The 19,511-nt window shown below is 63.0% G+C and carries 5 protein-coding genes; 3 read left to right on the forward strand and 2 right to left on the reverse strand.

Annotation, left to right across the window (positions count from 1 at the left end; all coding sequences use genetic code 11):
• Positions 1 to 35 precede the first annotated feature (35 nt).
• From pvdO to JWU58_RS18075, 3 genes are all read left to right on the forward strand, one after another.
• A complete protein-coding gene (pvdO, locus tag JWU58_RS18065) occupies positions 36 to 923 on the forward strand; it encodes a dihydropyoverdine dehydrogenase (protein ID WP_206420709.1) in 888 nt (295 codons plus the stop codon).
• Between the two features lie 109 nt (positions 924 to 1,032).
• Complete coding sequence (locus tag JWU58_RS18070) at positions 1,033 to 2,682, forward strand: cyclic peptide export ABC transporter (protein WP_024012358.1); 1,650 nt, start codon at positions 1,033 to 1,035, stop codon at positions 2,680 to 2,682.
• Positions 2,683 to 2,797: 115 nt separating this feature from the next.
• Positions 2,798 to 5,281 (forward strand): TonB-dependent siderophore receptor, encoded by a 2,484-nt coding sequence (locus tag JWU58_RS18075; RefSeq protein WP_206420710.1) that lies wholly within the window; start codon positions 2,798 to 2,800, stop codon positions 5,279 to 5,281.
• An 877-nt stretch (positions 5,282 to 6,158) separates the two neighbouring features.
• Here the strand turns inward: JWU58_RS18075 and JWU58_RS18080 are convergent.
• Both JWU58_RS18080 and JWU58_RS18085 read right to left on the reverse strand, forming a co-directional pair.
• A complete protein-coding gene (locus JWU58_RS18080; RefSeq protein ID WP_206420711.1) occupies positions 6,159 to 7,115 on the reverse strand; it encodes an alpha/beta hydrolase in 957 nt (318 codons plus the stop codon).
• A 69-nt stretch (positions 7,116 to 7,184) separates the two neighbouring features.
• Positions 7,185 to 19,499: a non-ribosomal peptide synthase/polyketide synthase gene (locus JWU58_RS18085; RefSeq protein WP_206420712.1), complete on the reverse strand. Its 12,315-nt coding sequence runs from the start codon at positions 19,497 to 19,499 to the stop codon at positions 7,185 to 7,187.
• Positions 19,500 to 19,511 lie beyond the last annotated feature (12 nt).

Raw genomic sequence — 19,511 nt, forward strand, 5'->3', positions numbered from 1 at the left:
CCTCGACTGCCGTTTTCCTTTCAAAGAGACGACCCATGAAAAAGCCTCACGCGTCACTCCTCTCCAAAGCCCTGCCCGCACTGGCGCTAAGCGCCCTCTGCGCTGCGCTGTTGCCCGGCAGCGCGCAGGCGGCGACCGCGCCCGCTGCGGGCAAAGTGTTCAAGGACTGCAAGGACTGCCCGGAAATGGTCGTGCTGCCAACCGGCAGCTACACCATGGGCACGCCGGATGATGAAGTCGGCCGCCAACCCGACGAAGGCCCGCTGCACACCGTGACGTTCAGCAAACCGTTCGCTATCAGCCGCTCGCAGGTGCTGGTGGGCGAATGGGACGCCTACGTGCGCGAGACCGGCAACAAACCCTACGACTTCGATGATCGCCCGGGCCGTCGTTGCACCGCCGGCAAACCGGAATTCAAACAGACGCCACGCGATCCGGCGGTGTGCATGAACGTCGCCGAAGCCCAGGGCTACATCGACTGGCTGTCGAAAAAGACCGGGCACGCCTATCGCCTGCAAAGCGAATCGATCCGCGAATACGCCGCCCGGGGCGGCAGCACCGGGCCTTTCCCGTTCCCGTTCGATGAGGGCAAGGATTACCAGATTTCCAGGCACGCCAACACTTACGGCGCGGCCGATGGCTACAACTTCACCTCGCCGGCCGGCACCTTCCCGGCCAATGCGTTTGGCGTGTTCGACGCCCACGGCAACGTCTACGAATGGACCGCCGATTGCTACCACCCGGACTACTCCGGCGTGCCCGCCGACGGTCGCCCATGGACCCAGGAAAACTGCGAACGCCAGGTCATGCGCGGCAACGACTGGGGCGAAGCGCCGATCTTCTCGCGCTCGGGCAACCGCAACAGCAGCTGGCCGACCAGCAAGGGCGACTGGCTGGGCTTTCGCGTAGTACGCGACCTCTGACACTGCCCTCGACGAGCGCAGCCACGCCTGCGCTCGGTTAAAGAAACTCCGCGACCATTCGTTTTCCTTAAGTACCGGCACTCCCTCCGCATCGAAGCAGGAATCCTCCATGACCAAGCCTACGCGTGGGGCGATCAACGAATTGTTCGCCCTGCTCAAGCCCTTCCGCCTGATCGTCTCGGCGTCCATCGTGCTCGGCATGCTCGGCGGCCTGAGCGTCACCGTGCTGCTGGCGACCATCAACAACGCCCTGCATTCCGATGACGGCCTGACCCGCACGGTGGTGATGATCTTCGCCGGCCTCTGTGCCCTGGCCCTGCTGACCACGATCCTGTCGGACATCGGCACCAACTACGTCGGCCAGCACATCATCGCCAAACTGCGCAAAGAGCTGGGGGAGAAAGTCCTGTCGGCGCCGATCGACCAGATCGAACGCTATCGCAGCCATCGCCTGATTCCGGTGCTGACCCACGACGTCGACACCATCAGCGACTTCGCCTTCGCCTTCGCGCCGCTGGCGATTTCGATGACCGTGACCCTTGGCTGCCTCGGCTACCTGGCCATGCTGTCGTGGCCGATGTTTCTGATGATGCTGGTGGCCATCGCCATCGGCACCACCATCCAGGCCATCGCCAGGGCCAAAGGCATGCGCGGCTTCTACGCCGCCCGCGACTCCGAAGACGAATTGCAAAAGCATTACAACGCGATCGCCGAAGGCGCCAAGGAACTGCGCATTCACCGCCCGCGCCGTCAGCGCATGTTCGTCGCCGGCATTCAGAAAACCGCCGAGAAAATCTGCGACACCCAGATCAGATCGATCAACACCTTCGTCATCGCCAAGTCGTTTGGCTCGATGCTGTTCTTCGTGGTCATCGGCATGGCCCTGGCCTTGCAATCGCTGTGGCCGAGTGCCGACAAAGCGGTGATGAGCGGTTTCGTTCTGGTGCTGCTGTACATGAAGGGGCCGCTGGAACACCTGATCAGCACCCTGCCGATCATCAGCCGCGCGCAGATTGCCTTCCGCCGCATTGCCGAACTCAGCGAACAGTTCTCCTCCCCGGAGCCGCACCTGTTGCTGCAGGATCAGGGCAGCAAGCCAGCCGCCGTCAACAGCCTGGAACTGCGGAACGTGCGCTACGCCTTCCCTCCCGTGGAAGGCAGCGAGCCGTTCCGCCTCGGCCCGGTGAACCTGCGCATCGAACAGGGCGACATTGTGTTTATCGTCGGTGAAAACGGCTGCGGTAAAACCACGCTGATCAAATTGCTCCTGGGCCTGTACGCGCCGACCGAGGGCGAAATTCGCGTTAACGACAAGCCGATCACTGCGGTCAACCGCGACGATTACCGGCAGAACTTCACGACGATCTTCGCCGACTACTACCTGTTCGATGACTTGATCCAGGGCGATCGTGAAGTGCCGCAGGATGCCACCCGCTACCTCGAACGTCTGGAGATCGCGCACAAGGTCAGCGTGCGCGACGGCGCGTTCAGCACCACCGACCTGTCCACAGGCCAGCGCAAACGCCTGGCACTGGTCAACGCCTGGCTCGAAGAGCGCCCAGTGCTGGTGTTCGATGAATGGGCGGCGGATCAGGACCCGACCTTCCGGCGGATCTTCTATACCGAGCTGCTGCCCGACCTCAAGCGTCTGGGCAAAACCATCATCGTGATTTCCCACGACGACCGTTACTTCGACGTCGCCGATCAACTGGTGCGCATGGAGGCCGGCAAGGTCAGAAGCGAACTGCAAACCGCTTGATCGAGGCAGCCGCGACCGGGCCGGAGAAAAAACTTTTCCGGTTTGCCGCGGCTTCCTCGTCTTAATGAGATGAATAAGAACCATTAACAACTATACCTGCCAAGGTCTTAACCTCATGTCCGCATCCCGTTTCATGCTTCGCCCTCTGACTCGAGCCCTGCTGATGCACGGCGCGACCCGCACACGCCTGGCCGGTAGCGGCCTGGGTCTGGCACTGACCCTCGCGGTAGCGCCGTATGTCCAGGCCCAGGAATGGACCCTGAACATTCCGGCCCAACCGCTGGCCCAGGCCCTGCAAACCCTCGGTCAGCAGACCAGCCTGCAAATCGTCTACAGCCCGGAAAGCCTGCAAGGCCTGCGCTCCAGCGCCCTCAACGGCCGCTATCAGGATGACGAGTCGCTCAAGGCCATGCTCAGCGGCACCGGCATTCGCTATCAGCGTGACGGCAACACCGTCACCGTGCTCGGCCCGGCCACCGGCGGCAGCGCGATGGAACTGGCCCCGACCAACGTCAACGCCAACCGCCTCGGCGCCACCACCGAAGGCAGCAACTCCTACACCACCGGCGGCGTGACCATCGGCAAGGGCGTGCACTCGCTCAAGGAAACGCCGCAGTCGGTCACGGTGATGACCCGCAAGATGCTCGACGACCAGAACCTCAACACCATCGAACAGGTGATGGAGAAGACCCCGGGCATCACCGTCTACGACTCGCCAATGGGCGGCAAGTATTTCTACTCGCGCGGTTTCCGCATGACCGGCCAGTACCAGTACGACGGCGTGCCGCTGGACATCGGCAGCAGCTACGTGCAGGCGGACAGCTTCAACAGCGACATGGCCATCTATGACCGCGTGGAAATCCTCCGCGGCGCGGCCGGCATGATGAAGGGCGCGGGCGGCACCGCCGGCGGCGTCAACTTCGTGCGCAAGCGCGGCCAGGACACCCCGCACACGCAACTGTCGCTGTCGGCCGGGACCTGGGACAACTATCGCGGCCAGGTCGACACCGGCGGCCCGCTGAACGACGCCGGCACCGTGCGTGGCCGCGCCGTGGTGACCCAGCAGACCCGTCAGTATTTCTACGATGTGGCTGAACGCCGTGATCAGATCTACTACGGCGCCCTGGACTTCGACCTCAGCCCCGACACCACCCTCGGTCTGGGCATGGCCTATGAAGACGTCGACGCCACCCCGTGCTGGGGCGGCCTGCCGCGCTACGCCGACGGCTCCGACCTGCACCTGAAACGCTCCACCTGCCTGAACACCTCGTGGAACAACCAGCGCAGCAAACGCGCCACCTACTTCGCCGACGTCAAACACCAGTTCAACGACGACTGGTCGCTGAAAGTTGCCGGTGTCTACTCGCGCAACACCCAGGACATGGAATATTCCTTCCCGAGCGGCACAGTGCCGTTGGGCGCCACAGCCACCAATACGCTGATGCTCGGCAGTACCTATGACTACGATCAGCGCGACTACGGTTTCGATGCTTACGTCGACGGCAAATTCGACGCTTTCGGCCAGCAGCACGAACTGATCGTCGGCGCCAACGCCAGCCGTTCGCACAAGGACGACTTCTATGCGGTGGCCGCGTTGCCACAGCGCCAGAACGTGTTCAACCCGAACCACAACATCCCGCAGCCGGATGAAAGCTACTACCTGGCCAACGCCTCCCGTGGCGGCCCGGTGGACATGCACATCAAGCAATACGGCGCTTACTCGATCGCCCGCCTCAAACTCGCCGACCCGATGACCCTGGTACTCGGCAGCCGGGTCAGCTGGTACAAATCCGACACCGATTCGGTGCAGTACTTCCGTGGCGAAGGCACCGAGGTCAACACCCAGTCCACCGAAACCGGCCAGGTCACGCCGTTCGCCGGCCTGCTCTACGACCTCAACGACAACCTGACCGCCTACGCCAGCTACACCGACATCTTCACCCCGCAAGGCTCGTACAAAACCATCGACGGCAGCACGCTCAAGCCGCTGATTGGCCAGAGCTACGAATTGGGGATCAAGGGTGAGTGGTACGACGGTCGCTTGAACACCACGTTCAACCTGTTCCGCACCATCCAGAAAGACGCGGCCCAGGATGACCTGCGGTGCGAAGACAGCTCCTGCCAGATCAACTCCGGCAAGGTCCGCGCCCAGGGCTTTGAAGCTGAAGTCAGCGGTGAAGTGATCGACCGCCTGCAATTGCTGGCCGGTTATACCTACACCCAGACCAAAGTACTGGAAGACGCCGATGCTACTCAGGATGGCGCGGTCTACAACTCCTACGTGCCGCGTCACCTGTTGCGCGTCTGGGGTGATTACGCCCTGAGCGGACCGCTGGATCGTGTGACGATTGGTGCGGGTGTCAATGCACAGACGGGCACCTACCGCGTTTCGCCTCTGGGCGGGGACAATGTCGACGGCGCGGGTTATGCGGTCTGGAACGGTCGCATTGGTTATCGGATTGATGACACCTGGTCGGTGGCGTTGAACGGCAATAACCTGTTCGACAAGCGTTATTACGCGACCATTGGTACCGAGGGGTTCGGTAACTTCTATGGGGATCCGCGCAATTTTGTGATGTCGGTGAAGGCTGATTTCTGATTGGTCTGATGTTGTTTAGAAGCCCCGCTTTGGCGGGGCTTTTTGATTTTTGGGATTGGGGGCATATCCTTTGCTGCGGTGAAGGCTATTTAGGGTTCCGCCCTTACGGCAGGTCACCTTTTCCAAACGCCGGAGTGCCGGCCCAGCGAAAAGGTAATCCAAAAGGCTTTGCCCCGGCGTACGGCCCGCTCGCTGGGGCTCGGGGGTACCTTCGTTACGGGACCGATCCGGGCGCAGCGGCTACGGTTTGCTTCGCTGCACCTCCTTCCGCTGTGTACGACTGCGTCGTACGGTCGCTGCGCTCCCACCCCCGGATCGATCCCTTCACTCAGCCTGCCGAAGGGGCAAAAGATCAAAAGCCAGAGCAAAAGCAAAGGCAAAAGCCAAAGCCAGATCAAAAGATCGCAGCCTTCGGCGGCTCCTACAGTTGGATCAGGTGCGGGCATAGAGAAATCGGTCGGCTGTCAGGACGCCTTCGCGAGCAGGCTCGCTCCCACAAAAGCAAAAGCAAGGCAGCGCAGCTGCCTGCGGCGAAGCCGCCCCACTCAACAATGAGCGTTAGCTCGAGTGCTTTTGATCTTGCTTTTGATCCACCGGCGACGTCGGAAGGCTGAGTGGAGGGATTGATCCGGGGGTGGGAGCGCAGCGACCGTCTGGCGCAGCCAGACACAGCGGAAGGAGGTGCAGCGAAGCAAACCGGAGCCGCTGCGCCCGGATCGATCCCGGAGCGAAGGGACCCGAGCCTGCGAGGGCCGAACGTAGGAGCAAGCCTTTTGGGTTACCTTTTTGCTGGGCCGGCACTCCGGCGTTTGAAAAAGGTGACCCGCCGTAAGGGCGGAACCGTAATCAGCAACACCCGCAGAAACGGATATGCACACTAAACCAGAGCCCGCGCAAGCGCCCCACCCACCCTCGAATAAACCTCCAGAACCCCAGGCACCACCGCCCCCAACCGCAACAAATCATGAGTCAGCCCGGCACAAACCTCGACATCGACCTCAACCCCCTGCCCGCGCAGCCTGTCGACATAAGCCTGCCCCTCATCCAGCAATGGATCAAACCCGGCCAATACCACAATAGCCGGCGCAACCCCGCGCAGATCCTCCGCCAGCAACGGCGAAAAGCGCCAATCCAGATAATCCTCCGGCCCTCGCGCATAGTGCTGATAAAACCACCCCAACGTGTCGTTCTCGAGCAAATACCCCTCGCCAAACAACAGCCGCGAATCATGCACCCGCGAAGCATCGGTCACCGGATAACACAACAACTGCGCCTTCGGCGCGATAGCCACCGTGTGCGGCTGCCGTACCGCCTGAATCGCCAGCACCGTCGCCAACGTGGCGCCCGCGCTGTCGCCACCAAACGCCACCCGCGAACCATCCAGGCCGAGGCTCGCAGCCTGTTCCGCCAGCCAGGCCAAAGCGTCCTCGCCATCCTCCAGCGCCGTCGGAAAGCGATGCTCCGGCGCCAGTCGATAACCGACCGAGAGCACCGCACACGGCGCGCGCTGGCAAAACTCGCGGCAGACGCCGTCGTGGGAATCCAGACTGCCAACGACAAATCCGCCACCGTGGAAATACACCAGCACCGGCAGCGGCGATTCAACACCGCTTGGCCGATACAAACGCAACGCCAGCGCCGCACCGTCACGGGCCTGTGTTTCGATCTTGGTGACTTCAAGATCCTGCGGCGCCGGCCAGCGCAGTTGCGCGGTGGTCTGTTCGAAGGTGGCGCGGGCCTCGCTCGGGGTCAGTTGGTGCATGGCCGGCAGGCCGGCGTCCTGGCTGTCTTGAGCGAGGTCGAGAAAAGCTTCCAGATCAGGGTGTAACGACATCGTTGAAAATCCTTGTATCCGCAATAGGACGGGCGCGCCTGGGCAGCGCCCGCGCAAAAGGCCGGGTGATCAACCCACCCGCGCCATGCAATGTTCGATCAACGCTTCAAGCTCGCGCTGGTAATCGCTCATCAGCGCATCCATGGTGCTGGCGCGGTAACGCTGACTGCTGTAGATGCAGCGCAAGGCCAGTTGCCCGTCATAGACCTGGCCGACGATTTCCAGCCAGTTGCCCAGGTTTGCCTTGAGGCTGTAGTTGTCGCCGGTCTCTTCCAGTGCCGGCACCAGCAACGCCTGTTCATCGAAGCTCTGGTCGAACTGCCCGAGGTAGTTGAACGTCACCCGTGCCTGCGGCAATGCAGCCAGTTGCGCAGAGATTTCCGGCCCGGCCAGATGACGCAACACGCCGTAGCCGACGCCCTTCTGCGGTACGCCCGCCAGTTGCGCCTGCACATCGATGATCGACTGGCCGATGTCGTCGCCGTCCGGACGCAAACGCACCGGGAACATGCTGGTGAACCAGCCGAGGCTGCGGCTCAGGTCGATCGATTCGAAGAGGTCTTCGCGACCGTGCCCTTCAAGCAGAATCAGCGCCGACGGTTGCTGACTCCAGCGGCACAGCGCGCGGCTGAGCGCTGACAGCAGCAAGTCGTTGATCTGCGTGCCGTACACCGCCGGGGCCTGTTTGAGCAGTTGTTCGGTGTGCTCGCGGGACAGTTTGAGCCGTGCCTGCGCCTGTTGCCGCACAAGATTCTTGCCGCGCGGGTTGTCGCACGGCAGATCAACGCCGGGCTGATCCAGTTGCTCCAGCCAATAGCTCAATTCCTGCTCGGCAATCACCGGCGCCTGCGCCTGCAATGCCTCGGCAAACGAACGATAACTGCTGGTGCGAATCGGCAGTTGCGGCGCCAGCCCCTGCACGCACGCCTCATAAGCGACTTTCAGATCGTCGAGCAGAATCCGCCACGACACGGTGTCGACCACCAGGTGATGAATCACCACCAGCAACCGCGCCTGACCATCCGGCAAGGCTACATGCATGACCCGCCAGACCGGCCCGTCATCGAGTTTGAGGCTGCGCTGCGCGAGGTTGGCCAAGGCTTCGACCTCTTCGCTGCTTTGCGCTTCACGGCGCCACAGCACAGCCTCGTCGGACACGCTGGTGCTATAGCGCTGCAACCAGCGCCCGCCGTCGTTGGAAAAACGCAGACGCAGCGAATCGTGATGTTGTTCGATCAAGCCCAGTGCCTGTTCCAGTGCATCAAGATCCAGCGGTTGACGTGCGCTGAGCAGCAACGACTGGTTGTAGTGATGCGCCTCGGCCATGCCTTCGGCGAAGAACCATTGCTGGATCGGCAGCAAATTGAACGCGCCCTCTGCGGCAACCTGAGTCAGGTCCGGCAGCGCTTGCCCAGCGCCCTGCTTCGCCACTTGCTGCTCGAGAATGCCGGCGATGGTTTGATAGCGCATCAGATCACGCAGCTTCAGCTCCATCTGCAGCGTCGGGTGGTTTCTCACCCGCGAGATCACTTGCAGGCTGAGGATCGAATCGCCACCCAGTTCAAAGAAGTTATCGCTGATACCGACCTGCTCGACCTGCAACACCTGCGCCCAGATTTCCGCCAACAGGCGTTCCTGCTCGGTGCGCGGGGCAACATATTCGTCACTTTTGAACTCCGGCTCCGGCAGGGCCTTGCGATCGAGTTTGCCGTTGGGTGTAACCGGGAACGCGCTGAGGCAGACGATCTGCGCCGGCACCATGTATTCCGGCAGCGAAGCGCGCAGCCCGGCCTTGAGTTCATCGCCGATATCATCACCCGTGGCAGTGACCACGTAGCCGATCAGTTGCTTGCCGGAGGCATTGTCGCGGGCAATCACCAGCGCATCGCTGACCGCCGGCAACTGGCGCAGACTGGCCTCGACTTCGCCTAGCTCGATGCGGAAGCCACGCACCTTGACCTGATGGTCGATGCGCCCGACGTAATCGACCACGCCGTCCGGGCGACGACGCACCAGATCGCCGCTGCGGTACAGGCGCTCGCGGGGGGCAAACGGGTTGGGCACGAAGCGTTCGCCGGTCAGGTCGGGGCGCCCGTAATAACCTCGAGCGACGCCGTAACCGCCGATGTACAGCTCACCGGCAAAACCCGGCGGCAGCGGATTCAGATCGTCGTCGAGCACGTACAGCGAGCGCGCACCGACCGCGCGGCCGATCGGCGCATACGCCGCTTCGCAGTGCTGGCTGATGGCGACTTTCCAGAGCATCGGCGTGACCACGGTTTCGGTCGGGCCGTAGCCGTTGGTGAAGTATTGCGGACGCAACGCGGCTTTGACCTGTTCGAAGGTCTGGTCCGGCACCGCATCGCCACCGAAGCAGTAGATGCGCACTGGCGGCGGCGCAATGCCGCTGGCGGCCGCGTACTCGGCCAGTTGCTTGAGATAGGCCGGCGGGAAGCAGGCGATGGTCACGCCGTAATCGTGCAGGGCCTGATAGGTCTGCTCCGGCGTCCACAGACAACCGTCGCGGATCACCAGACGCCCGCCGCTGTACAAGGTACTCAGCCAGCGTTCGTGAGCGCCGTCGAAAGCGAACGACATGAAGTGCAATTCGCAACTGCTGGCGTCCATTTCGTACAACTCGGCAATGGCCTGGCAGTGCATGCTCAGCGGGCCTTGAGTAACGGCCACGCCTTTCGGCCGTCCGGTGGAACCGGAGGTGTAAACCAGATAGGCCAGGCCTTGCTCGTGAACATCGCAGACCGGGGCAGCGTCGCTGTAAAGACTGCGATCGAGTTGATCGATTTCCAGACGCCGCACGCCTTGTGGTGCAGGCAACGTCGCACGCAGGCTGGTTTGCGTCAGCAGCAGGGCCATGCGCGAATCTTCGATCATGTAGGCCAGACGCTCGGGCGGATAATCGATGTCCAGCGGCACGTACGCCGCACCGCTCTTGAGCACGGCGAGGAAGCTCACCAGCATTTCCAGCGAACGCGGCAATGCCACGCCGATCACCACTTCCGGACCGGCACCGTGGGCGATCAGGCACTGCGCGAGTCGATTGGCCTGCCGCTCCAGCTCTGCGTAGGTCAGGCTTTCGCCGGCGCATTGCACTGCGATCGCATCCGGTTGCTGTTGCGCATGACGGCTGATCAGCTCCGGCAGCAACTGCGGCGCGTGGCGGTGGGAAGGCTCGGCACTCCAGGTCTGCGCCGCTTGCCATTGTTCGGCGGACAGACGCTGCAAGTTGCCCAGCCGCTCATACGGCGCGGCCATCATCGCCGCGAGGGTGTTTTCCAGGGTCAGGCGAATGCCTTGCACCGCCTCGGCGCTGAAGTGGCTGCGCAGGTACAGGTACTCGATCGACAACTCGTCGCCGAGCATCACCGCAAGGTCCATCGGCACGTTGGTCACACCGTGGCCGATGGATTTGCCGAAGGTCAGCTCGGTGTCGGTTTCTTCCTGCAAGCGCTCGTCGATCGGGAAGTTCTCGAACACCACGATGCTGTCGAACAGCGCCTGACCACCAAGGTTCGACCAGCGCTGCACATCGGCCAGCGGTGCCTGGGAGTAATCGCGAATGTCGAGGTTGTAGGCCTGCACTTCACCCAGCCAGTCGGCCAGACGCTGATCGGCCTGAGGGGTCTGAATGATCGGCAAGGTGTTGATGAACAGGCCGAGCATGTTGCCGACGTTCGGCAGACTTTCCGGGCGCCCCGATACGGTGGCGCCGAAGGTCACCGTCTGCTGACCGGTGTAGCGTTGCAACAGCAGCAGCCACGCGCCCTGGATCAGTGTGTTGGGGGTGATGCGCAGGTCGCGGCAGAACTCCAGCAGGCGTGCGGTTTGCGCTTTGTCCCAGTTCGAATAGATAGCATCGTGACCGGTAACGTCGGCGCTGTGACGCGGGTGCATCGCCTGACTCAGCGCGGTCGGTTCGTTGACCACCGCCAGACGCGCCTTCCAGAACAGCTCCTGGGCATCCTGATCCTGCGCCTGCAACCAGGCAATGAAGTCGCGATAGCGGCCGTTTTCGCCAGTCACCTCGCCCGTGGAGTAGTACTGCAAGACCTCACCGAACAGCCGCGAACTGCTCCAGCCGTCCATCAGGATGTGATGGCTGGTCCAGATCATCTGGTACTGCTCGTCGCCCAGCTGCAGCAGGGTCACCCGCTGCAAACGCGCCTCGGCCAAGTCGAAGCCCAGCGCGCGATCAGCGCTGGCGAACTCGGCAATCGCCGCCTCGCTGCAATCCTGCCCACGCCAATCGAGCACCTGCATCTGCAACGGCGCCTGGCGATGGACGACCTGCAGCGGTTTGGCCAGCCCATCCTGCCAATGGAAACTGGTGCGCAGGATCGCCTGACGCACAATGATGAATTCCCAGGCCCGGCGGAAACGCTCAACGTCGAGGCCCTTGATCGGCAGGCTGACCTGTTGCACGTAAAGGCTGCTGCCGTTATCCGACAGGGTGTGGAAGAGCATGCCTTCCTGCATCGGCGACAGCGGATAGACGTCTTCGATCAGCTCCGCCGGCACCGGCAAGGCATCGAGCTGCGCCTGATCCAGTTGCGCCAACGGGTAGTCGGCAGCGCTGGCGGATTGCGCGTCTGCATGCGAAACCACTGCGGCCAGTTTCTGCACCGTCTGCTGCTGGAACAGGTCTTTGGGCGTGAAGCAAATGCCCTGCTGACGCGCGCGGCTGACCAGTTGAATCGAGATGATCGAATCACCGCCGAGGGCGAAGAAATTGTCGGTCACGCCGACCTGCTCGATCTTCAGAATGTCCTGCCAGACCTCGGCCAGCTGCTGCTCCAGCGGCGTCGACGGCGCGACGTAATCGCGTTGTGCCTGGCTGGCATCCGGTGCCGGCAAAGCCTTGCGATCAAGTTTGCCGTTGGGTGTCAACGGCAACTGTTCGAGGAACAGCCACTGCGCCGGCACCATGTAGTCCGGCAGATGCGCCTTGAGCGCGGCTTGCAACTCAGCACTCAGCGCGTCCAGTTGCGCGGGGCTTTGATCGGCCTCGGCCGGTACCACATAAGCCACCAGTTGCTGGCCGCCAACGCGGTCGACCGCCAGCACCACGCCTTCGCGCACGCTGGCCTGGGCCAGCAGACGCGCTTCGATTTCACCCAGTTCAATACGGAAGCCGCGCACCTTGACCTGATGGTCGATGCGGCCGACGTATTCGATACGGCCGTCGTCCATGAAACGCGTCAGGTCGCCGGTGCGGTACATGCGCTCGCCGTTGCTCGCCAACGGGTTGGGCACGAAACGTTCGGCGGTCAGGCCCGGGCGCAACAGATAGCCACGGGTGATGCCTTCACCGGCCAGATACAGCTCCGCTGCGATGCCGACCGGCGCTTGCTGCAATTGCTCGTCGAGCAGGTACGCAGTGGTATTGCGCAAAGGCCGGCCGATATTGGCCTGGCCACCGAGTTCGCGACGGGTCCAGGTCGAATACGTGGTGTCTTCGGAAGGCCCGTACAGGTCGTAAACGTGGGCGACCGAAGTTTCGCGGTACAAGGTGTCGACCAGCGCCTGCTTGAGCGGCTCGCCGGCCAGATTGATGATGCGCACGCCCGACGGGATCTGGCCGATGCGTTGCAACGCGGCAATCGCCGACGGCACAGTGTTGATCAGGCGCACCTGATCACGCTCGGGCAAGTCCGCCAGCTCCAGGGCATTGCGCGCCATGACCACGGACCCGCCGCGCGCCAGGGTGACGAAAATCTCCCACACCGACAGGTCGAAGCACACCGACGTCGAGGCCAGCACGCCCTGCAGATCGTCCTCGCTGTAGACCTCGGCGGACCAATCAATCAGCGCCTGTACGTTGCGATGGGCGATGGCCACGCCTTTCGGTTTGCCGGTGGAACCGGAGGTGTAGATCACGTAGGCCAGATTGGCCGAGTCGGCGCGCGCCGGCAGGTTGTCCGGTGCCTGCGCGGCGAACGCTTCGCCACCGGCCTCGACCAGCACCACGTGTGCTTCGCTGGACGGCAGTTGCGCCAGCAACGCATGCTGGGTCAGCAGGACTTTCGCCTGGCTGTCATCGAGCATGTAGGCCACGCGGTCGGCCGGGTAGTCCGGGTCCAGCGGCACGTAGGTGCCGCCGGCCTTGAGCACTGCCATCAGGGCGATCACCAGTTCCGCCGAACGCGGCAGCGCCACGCCGACGCGCACTTCGGCGGAGACACCCAGCGTCACCAGATGCCGGGCCAACTGGTTTGCCCGCTGGTTCAGTTCGCCGTAGCTCAGGGCCACGCCGGCATGACTCAACGCCAGTGCCTGCGGATGCGCCGCCACCCGCGCTTCAAAGCTCTGCGAGATCAAGCGCTCGGCCGGATAAGCCGCGTGATTGTCGTTCCACTGCGCCAGCGTCTGACGCTCGGCCAGCGGCAGCAGACCGATCTCGCCGAGTGCCCGTTGCGGCGCCTCGATAAATTGCTCCAGCACCTCACGCAGATGCGCGGCCAGAGCGAGCACGCTGCGCTCGGCAAAGTGCTCGGTAAGGTAATTGAAATCGAGGTTGAGCACTTCGCTGGCGCCAGCAATCAGGGTCAGGCCGTAGTTGGTCTGCTCGCGATGCTCTAGTCCGGAAAAACGCAGCCCGCCCGGATTGGCCTCCAGCGCTTCGGACACTGGGTAGTTCTCGAACACCAGCAAGGTGTCGAACAACGCTTCGCCACTCAATGCGGCCAGACGCTGAATGTCCTGCAACGGCGTCTGTTCGTAGTCGCGCAACAGCAGGTTCTTGTCCTGCACGCTGCGCACCCAATCGCCGACGCTGAGGCTGGCCTGCGGGCTGGCGATCACCGGCAAGGTGTTGATGAACAGCCCCAGTTGCTCCTCGATGCCCGGCAAATCCACCGGACGCCCGGATACCGTGGCGCCAAACGCAACGGTGGCCTGGCCGGTGTAGCGCTGCAACACCAGCAGCCACGCGGCCTGCACCAGACTGTTGAGGGTCACCTGTTGCTGACGGGAGAAGCTGTTCAGGCGCTGGGTCAACGCTTCATCGAAATGCAGACGATGCATCTGTTTGCCCGGCCCCGGCACGGTGCGTCCGTGGCAGGCCGAGGCCAGTCGGGTCGGCTCGTCGAGTTCGGCCAGTTGCCCGCGCCAGAATTCCTGCGCGGCTGCCTTGTCCTGGCCCTGCAGCCAGACCAGAAAATCGCGATAGCGACCCTGCGCGCTCGGCACCGGCTGGCCGGCGTAATCCTGCAACACCTCGCCGAACATCCGCGAGTTGCTCCAGCCATCCATGAGGATGTGGTGGCAGGTAAAAATCAGTCGATGGCGGTCGTCGGCAGTGCGCAGCAGGCACAGGCGCAACAGCGGCGGATTCTGCAGATCGAACCCGCGTTCACGGTCGGCCTGCGCCCGCGCTTCAAGCAGCGCCGGCAGATCGGCGGCATCGCGCACATCGATTTCCGGCATTTCCAGGGTCAGTTGGCGGTTGATCACCTGCAACGGTGCATCGAGGCCATCGCGGCCCCAGATGAAACCGGCGCGCAGCACTTCATGGCGATCAACCACCCGCTGCCAGGCTTGCTGGAACCGCGCAACGTCGAGGCCGTCGATGTCCAGTAGCATCTGATAGACGTAGGCGCTGGCGTCCGCATCGTACAGGCTGTGGAACAGAATGCCCTGCTGCATCGGCGCCAGCGGATAGATGTCCTCGATGCGCTGGGCGGCAATCGGCAGGCTGTCCAGATGCGCCTGGGACAAACCGGCCAGCGGCACGTCGGACGGAGTCAGCCCCCCGGAATGACTGAGGCAGTGGTCGATCAATTCGCTCAGCGCCACTTCGTAGGCGCGGGCCAAACCGACAATGGTCGCCTCTTCGAAAACGTCGCTGCTGTAGGTCCAGGTCAGGCTCAACTGGCCCTGATAAACCCGGCCATCGATGGTCAGCCAGTTGGCCATCGGCGCGTTCGCGTCCTGACCGGCGCCCTTGTCTTCGGTGGCCGGCCGCCACAAGGCGTCTTCGTCGAAGTTGTTATCGAACTGGCCGAGGTAGTTGAACGTCACCTGCGGTTGCGCCAGTTCATGCAGTGCCGCTTGTGCTTCGGCGGTGCCGAGATAACGCAACAAGCCATAGCCGATGCCCTTGTTGGGGATCGCGCGCAGTTGCTCCTTGATGCCTTTGATCGAGCTTTCCAGGCTGGCGTTTGGCGTCAGGCGTACCGGGAACATGCTGGTGAACCAGCCCACGGTGCGGCTCAGGTCGATGTCATCGAAGAGGTCTTCGCGGCCATGGCCTTCGAGCTGCACCAACGCGCTGTCGCTAGCGGTCCACTCGCAGAGCACCCGCGCCAGTGCGGTCAGCAGCAGGTCGTTGACCTGAGTGCGGTAGGCCGCCGGGGCCTGTTGCAGCAATTGGCGGGTACGTTCGGCATCCAGTCGCGTGTCGACGCTGCATTCGAAGCGGTTGTTCAACTGGCCCTGCGGATTATCCAGCGGCAAACCGAGCGGCGCGTCGCGCAACTGCTCGCGCCAGTAACTCAGTTCACTGTCCAGCGCCGCGCTGCGCGCATGCTCTTGCAGGCGCAAGCCCCAGTCCTTGAACGCGCTGGTCTTTGCCGGCAGATGCACGCGCTGTCCGCTGCTGATCTGCTGATAGGCGCTTTGCAGGTCTTCGAGCAGGATTCGCCACGACACGCCATCGACCACTAGGTGATGAATCACCAGCAACAGACGCTGACTGGCGTCCGGCAAATCGATCAGCGCCGCGCGGATCAGCGGGCCGTTGTGCAGGTCGAGGCTGCGTTGCAGGTCCAGGCACAGCGCTGGCAACGCCGCGCTGTCGTCCAGCGTGAAAGTGCGTAACAACGCTTGTGGCTGATCCGCCGCGCAGTGGCTTTGCTGCCAGCCCTGCTCGGTTTGGCGATAACGCAGACGCAAGGCGTCATGCTGCTTTTGCACCTGCGCCAGGGCCTGTTGCAGCGCCGCGGCTTGCAGGGTTTTCGCCGGGGTCAGCAGGATCGACTGGTTCCAGTGATGCCGCGCCGGGATCTCGCTGTGGAAGAAATACTGCTGGATCGGCGTCAGCGGCGCATCGCCAAGCACTTCGCCCTGCTCCGTCTGCACCGCGTCGCTCTGCTGCGCGACGGTGGCCAGACGCTGCACGGTCTGATGCTGAAAAATGTCCTTGGGCGTAAAGCGAATGCCGGCCTGCCGCGCGCGGCTGACCACTTGAATCGAGATGATCGAATCGCCGCCCAGCTCGAAGAAATTATCGTGAAGCCCGACCCGCTCGACCTTGAGCACGTCCTGCCAAATCTCCGCCAGACGCTGTTCCAGTTCGCTGCGCGGCGCCGCGTATGCTTCTTGCACCTGCGCAACGTCCGGCTGCGGCAGTTGTTTGCGATCGAGCTTGCCGTTGGCGGTCAGCGGCAGCCGGTCGAGGAACACCCAACTGACCGGAACCATGTAATCCGGCAGGGTTTCGCGCAGGTGCAGCTTGATCGAATCGCGCAGCGCGCCCTGCTCGTCCGCGTTCAATGTCTCGGCCGGCACGACCCAGGTCGCCAGTTGCTGACCGCTGAGGCCGTCCACCGCCAGCACCACCGCTTCGCGCACCTGTGGATGCTTGAGCAGTTGCGCTTCGATTTCGCCGAGCTCGATGCGGAAACCACGGATTTTTACCTGGTGGTCGATACGACCGATGTACTCGATCACCCCGTCGCCGCGCAGCCGTGCGAGGTCGCCGGTACGGTAAAGACGCTGGCCGGCGTTGCGGTTGAACGGGTCGGGCACGAAGCGCGTGGCGCTCATGCCGGCCTGATTCAGATAACCACGGGCCAGACCGGCGCCAGCGATGTACAACTCACCAATGCAACCTTGCGGTACCAGGTTCAGCGAGCTGTCGAGCAAGTACCACGACAGGTCGACAATCGGTGCGCCGATCGGGCTGCTGTGATTGCTCTGCAGATCCGCCAGCGACAACGGCCGGTAAGTCACGTGCACGGTGGTTTCGGTGATGCCGTACATGTTGATCAGCGTCGGCGCGCGGTCGCCAAAATGCTCGAACCACGGACGCAGATTCTGTACTTCCAGCGCCTCGCCGCCGAACACCACGTAACGCAGGGCATTGCTGCGGCTCGACTCGCAGGCGACCTGCATCAACGGCTTGAACGCCGACGGTGTCTGGTTCAGCACCGTGACGTTTTCATCGCACAGCAGCGTGTAGAAATCCTCCGGCGAACGGCTGACATCGTGGGGCACCACCACCAGTTTGCCGCCGTACAACAGCGCGCCGAAAATCTCCCACACCGAAAAGTCGAACGCGTAGGAATGGAACAGCGTCCAGCTGTCCTGCGCGCCGAAATCGAACCAGTGCGCGGTGGCGCTGAACAGGCGCATGACGTTGCCGTGCGGCAGCAAGGCGCCCTTGGGTTTGCCGGTGGAACCGGAGGTGTAGATGACGTAGGCCAGATTGTCCGGCGAGGTCAGGCATGGCGGGTTGCTTGCGATGCCGTGCTCCGGCGCCTGATTCAGATCGAAGCAGATCAGCCCCGGCGGCAGCGGCAATTGCCCGAGCAAATGGCCCTGGGTCAACAGCAAGTGAATACCGCTGTCGTCGATCATGTAGCTCAAGCGGTCATCCGGGTAGCTCGGGTCCAGCGGCACATAGGCGCCGCCCGCTTTCAGCACCGCGAGAATGGCGACGATCATGTCCAGCGAACGCTCCACCGCCACGCCGACGCGCACGTCCGGGCCGACGCCCTGCTCGATCAGCGTATGCGCCCACAGGTTGGCGCGGTGATTGAGCTCGGCGTAGGTCAGGCGTTGTCCTGCGAAGGTCACGGCCACCGCGTCGGCATGCCGCTCGGCCTGAGACTCGATGGCTTGCTGGATGCACTGGGTCAGCGGTTGTTCAATCAGCGGCGGATTCCATTGCGCCAACAGCTGTTGCTGCTGGGCTGCATCGAGCATTGGCAACTGGCCGATACGCTGGCTCGGCTCGGCGACGATCGCTTGCAACAGCGCGGTCCAGTGCTGCGCCAGGCGCTCGATGGTCGCTGCGTCGAACAGGTCAGTGGCGTACTTGAGCACCGCTTCGATGCCGTGGGCCTGTTCGGTGGTGTTGAGGGTCAGGTCGAATTGCGCGGTCTGGCTCTGCCATTCCAGCGGTTCGATGTTCAGGCCGTTGAGGCGTGTGGCGACGCTTGCGCGGCGCTCGGCCTGGTGGTTGAACATCACCTGGAACAGCGGACTGTGGCTGAGGCTGCGGCCCGGTTCCAGCGCTTCGACCAGTTGCTCGAAGGGCAAATCCTGATGCGCCTGCGCCTCCTGCGCCGTCTGTTTGACCTGACGCAGCAGTTCGACAAACGGCTGCTCCGTGCCGATGTCCGCCTTGAGCACCTGGGTGTTGACGAAGAAGCCGATCAGGCGCTCGATTTCCACCCGGCCACGGTTGGCCACCGGCACGCCGACACGGATGTCGCTTTGCCCGCTGTAGCGATGCAGCAAGGCCTGAAACGAAGCCAGCAGCAACACGAACAGGGTGACGTTTTCCTGCCGGGCAAAGGCCTTGAGGGCATTGCTCAGCGCCGGATCAAGAATCAGGTTGTGGCTGGCGCCGGCGAAGCTCTGCTCCACCGCGCGCGGGCGATCCAGCGGCAGTTCCAGCACCGGTTGTTCGCCGCCGAGTTTTTCCTGCCAGTAGGCCAGTTGTCGCTCCTGCTCACCGGCCTCCATCCAGTGGCGCTGCCACAAGGCGTAATCGGCATATTGAATCGGCAGTGCCGGCAGACCGGCGTCGTGACCGAGGTTGAACCCGGCATAGAGCTGCACCAGTTCCTCGATCATCACTTGCAGCGACCAGCCATCGGAAACGATGTGGTGCAGGGTCAGCACCAGCACATGCTCAGCGGGGTTGACCTGTAGCAGCGCGGCACGCAGCAACGGCCCGTGCTGCAGGTCGAAAGTCTTCTGGCTCTGGGTCTGCACGAAAGCCTCGATCGAGTGCTCCGGGTCATGCGCCAGATCAGTGCTCAGGTGATGAATATCGAGGGTAAAAGGTCCTGCGGGCAGGACCACTTGCAAGGGTTGCGCGCTGTCTTGAGAGAACACCGTGCGCAAGGTTTCGTGGCGTTCGATCAGCGCCGCAATGCTGCGTTCCAGTGCCGGCACATCCAGCGGCCCTTGCAAGCGCAGGGCCGTCGGAATGTTGTAGGCCGCGCTGTGCGGTGCCCACTGCCAGAGGAACCACTGGCGCTGCTGAGCGTAGGACAGCAGCAACGGCTCTTCAGCCGTGCGCTTGAAAACCGGGGCAATGTCAAAGAGGTTGACGCCTTTCTGCTTGAGCAGAACCGCCAGAGCCTTTCTTTGCTTAGCCGAAAGTTGTCCTACCGACTCGATTAACTCTTGCACGCGTTTTTCCCT

The sequence above is a fragment of the Pseudomonas atacamensis genome, assembly GCF_017167965.1.
Taxonomy (GTDB): domain Bacteria; phylum Pseudomonadota; class Gammaproteobacteria; order Pseudomonadales; family Pseudomonadaceae; genus Aquipseudomonas; species Aquipseudomonas atacamensis.

Excerpts from the sequence above, each read along its gene's own strand:
- JWU58_RS18080 (WP_206420711.1), bottom strand. The coding sequence starts at position 7,115 with ATGTCGTTACACCCTGATCTGGAAGCTTTTCTCGACCTCGCTCAAGAC.
- JWU58_RS18075 (WP_206420710.1), top strand. The coding sequence starts at position 2,798 with ATGTCCGCATCCCGTTTCATGCTTCGCCCTCTGACTCGAGCCCTGCTG.
- JWU58_RS18070 (WP_024012358.1), top strand. The coding sequence starts at position 1,033 with ATGACCAAGCCTACGCGTGGGGCGATCAACGAATTGTTCGCCCTGCTC.
- pvdO (WP_206420709.1), top strand. The coding sequence starts at position 36 with ATGAAAAAGCCTCACGCGTCACTCCTCTCCAAAGCCCTGCCCGCACTG.